Origin of the sequence: Lentzea sp. NEAU-D7 (assembly GCF_026242055.1) — a bacterium.
In the GTDB taxonomy this organism is placed as follows: Bacteria; Actinomycetota; Actinomycetes; order Mycobacteriales; family Pseudonocardiaceae; genus Lentzea.
Genome location: NZ_JAPJDL010000001.1, coordinates 538,509 through 541,045, shown reverse-complemented (window position 1 = coordinate 541,045; position 2,537 = coordinate 538,509). Strand labels below are relative to the sequence as shown.

Sequence of the window (2,537 nt, the reverse complement as noted above, 5' to 3'; positions counted from 1 at the left end):
GAGCGGCGATTCTCCAGAACTGCGTCAGAACAAGGCGGGATCGCGGGATCCCGGCTGTTGGCTGGGACTTACTCTGTCGGCCGGGCGGAACGCTCGTGCGCGACGGTCGGCCGCAGAGGCTCGGACGCGGCACCGCCGGCCGTCTCGTAAGCCGTGGCCGCCTGCAGCGGCTCGCCGGCCATGAGCGGGTTGACGCTCTCGTAGACGGGCTCGGCGTCGACGCGCGCGTACACCTCACGCGGCTGCGACGGCTCGAGTGCGTCGTACGCGTGCGACATCTGCGTGCGCGCGAGCGGCTCGTAACCCGACGAGGCCTGCAACGGCTCGGACGGCGTCTCCGGGCTGATGTACATCTCACGGCTCTGCATCGGCTGCACGGCCTCATAGGCCGGTGTTCCCGAGGTCATGCTGACGCCCGACACCATCGTGGAGTCAGAAGCCTCCACGCGGGAGAACGCCGTCGGAGCCTGGACCGCCTCTGCCCGCTGGAAAGCCTGTACGGGCTCGGTCGCCTGCACGGCTTCCATCCGCTGGAACGGCTGCAGGGGCTCGGTGGCGCGCACGGCTTCCGTCCGCTGGAACGCCTGCACGGGCTCGGTAGCGTGCACGGCCTCTGCCCGCTGGAACGGCTGCAGGGGCTCGGTGGCGCGCACGGCTTCCGCTCGCTGGAACGGCTGCACGGGCTCGGCCGCGTCCATCGCCCTGAGGGCCTGCATCGGCTGTGCGGGCTCGCTCACGGACATCGCCCGGAGAGCGTGGGCCGGCTGAAGCGGCTCGACCGCTTCCGTGCGCCGGAGCGCCTGCATCGGCTCGGCGGCCACCGCTTCGGTGCGGCGAAGGGCCTGCATCGGCTCGGCCGCCACCGCTTCGGTCCGCCGCAGGGCCTGCATCGGCTCGCCCTGCTCGGTCGCCCTGAGGGGAGCGCTGGCGAGCGTCGCCTGGACGGTCCCGTCCTGCTGGACCGTGCCGACACGGGCGTTCACCATCTGCGCTGTCGCGGTGCCGGTGGCGTCCGCGGCGGTCTTGCCGTCGGTGGCGCCGCCACCGCCGCCACCACCAGCGCCGCCACCGCCGCGGTTCTCCATCGCCTCGTCGATCTTCTTGTTGACGCCGTCCTGCGCCTTGTAGCCCTCGTAGGCGATCTCGGCGACGTCAGCGGAGTTCTCGAAGCGCTCCCAGCCCTTGCTGACCTTCTTCATGATGTCGTCGAGGTCGCCGATGCGCTTCATCTGGCGTGCGAGGGCGGCGACGACGCGCGCCACGCGGGACGCGATGTTCACGCCCAGCGCGACCGCCTTGCCTACCGCGAAGCCGATGAAGATCGGGATCGAGGCGCCGAAGGTCGGGATCATGGCGGCGGCCGCGAGGATCGCGCCACCGATCAGCGAGCCGATGAGCTGGGCGATCAGGTCGCGGACGATGTCCCGCAGCACCGTGACCAGCATGCCCATGATCGCGACGATCTTGGCCTTGGTCTCGACGGCTTGGGCGAGCTCGTCGAGCTCCTGCACCATGCCGTCCATCGACTCCTTGAACTTCTCGGACGACGCGCCCGTCCAGCCGTCGAACGTCGCGAGGCCGCTCTTGTGGTCCTCGGCCAGCACGCGCAGCTCGGCCGCGCGCGCCTTGTTGGCCTCGACGTTGGCCTGGATCTCCTCCGGGTTGCCCATCAGCTGGTTCAGTGCGTCACGCAGGAACGACACGTGCTCGATCAGCCAGCCGACGCCGGCACCGATGATGCTGCCGAGGGGGTCGATCGCGAGCATCACCGTGGCCGAGGCGGCACCGATGGCGTTGAACGTGATGTCCAGCGCCTTCTCGGTCTCGCTCTCGGCGTCCTTGCTGATGCCGTCGATCAAGCTGCCGTAGGCCTCGATGAACAGCGAGCCCTTGAGCTTGTTCTCCTCGGTGATGTTCATCCCGGGAGGTGACGGGAGTGGAGTCTGAGGCGCGGTCATCGCTGTTCCTTACCAGGGCTGGTTGTCGTCGTCTTCGTCGTCGTCCGCGGGGCGCCGGACGCGGGCCGCCGCGGGCGGCGCGGGCGGCTGCGGGGCCACCGGCCGGTTGACCGGGGGAGCCGGAGCAGGTTCCGGCTCGTCGTCGTCGATCTCGTCGTACGGGTCGTCGTCCTCTTCGACCTCGTCGTCCGGGATCGAGTCCGACACCATCTGGTAGGCCTCGGTGCCCTCGCCGAGCGGCTTGAAGAGCTCGAGGACCTGGGTGGCCGCCTGCTTCTGGGCCGCCCGCGCGGTCTCCAGGATCAGCGCGGTGAGCCGGGGGCCGCCCATCTCGACCGCGCGAGGCCCCAGCTGCAGGTTCTGCAGGCCGCCGTTGGGACCCACCGTCACGGTCACCGCGCCGTCCTTCGACGTCACGGTGGCGGAGGACGCCGCGAAGTTCTCCGTGAGGTCCTCCGACTTCTGCTTCAGGTCGGCCAGCTTGGCCTCGTACTCTTCGACCCACTGATAAGGGTTCGCGGGGTTCACACGGTCCTCCGGCGGCGGCGGTTCAACTGCGGTTCGGGCTGTGACGCGTCA

The 2,537-nt window shown here is 70.0% G+C and carries 2 protein-coding genes; both read right to left on the bottom strand.

What is annotated here, in order from left to right; all coding sequences use genetic code 11:
• Nucleotides 1–68: 68 nt before the first annotated feature.
• The gene (locus ORI60_RS02255) at nt 69–1,958 is read right to left on the bottom strand and encodes a hypothetical protein (protein ID WP_266033414.1); all 1,890 of its coding nucleotides are present in this window, start codon (nt 1,956–1,958) and stop codon (nt 69–71) included.
• A gap of 9 nt (nt 1,959–1,967) precedes the next feature.
• A complete protein-coding gene (locus ORI60_RS02250; protein ID WP_266033413.1) occupies nt 1,968–2,486 on the bottom strand; it encodes a YbaB/EbfC family nucleoid-associated protein in 519 nt (172 codons plus the stop codon).
• Nucleotides 2,487–2,537: the final 51 nt, after the last annotated feature.

What these genes read in the sequence shown, in the direction of transcription:
- ORI60_RS02255 (WP_266033414.1), bottom strand. Translation starts at nt 1,958, where the DNA reads ATGACCGCGCCTCAGACTCCACTCCCGTCACCTCCCGGGATGAACATC.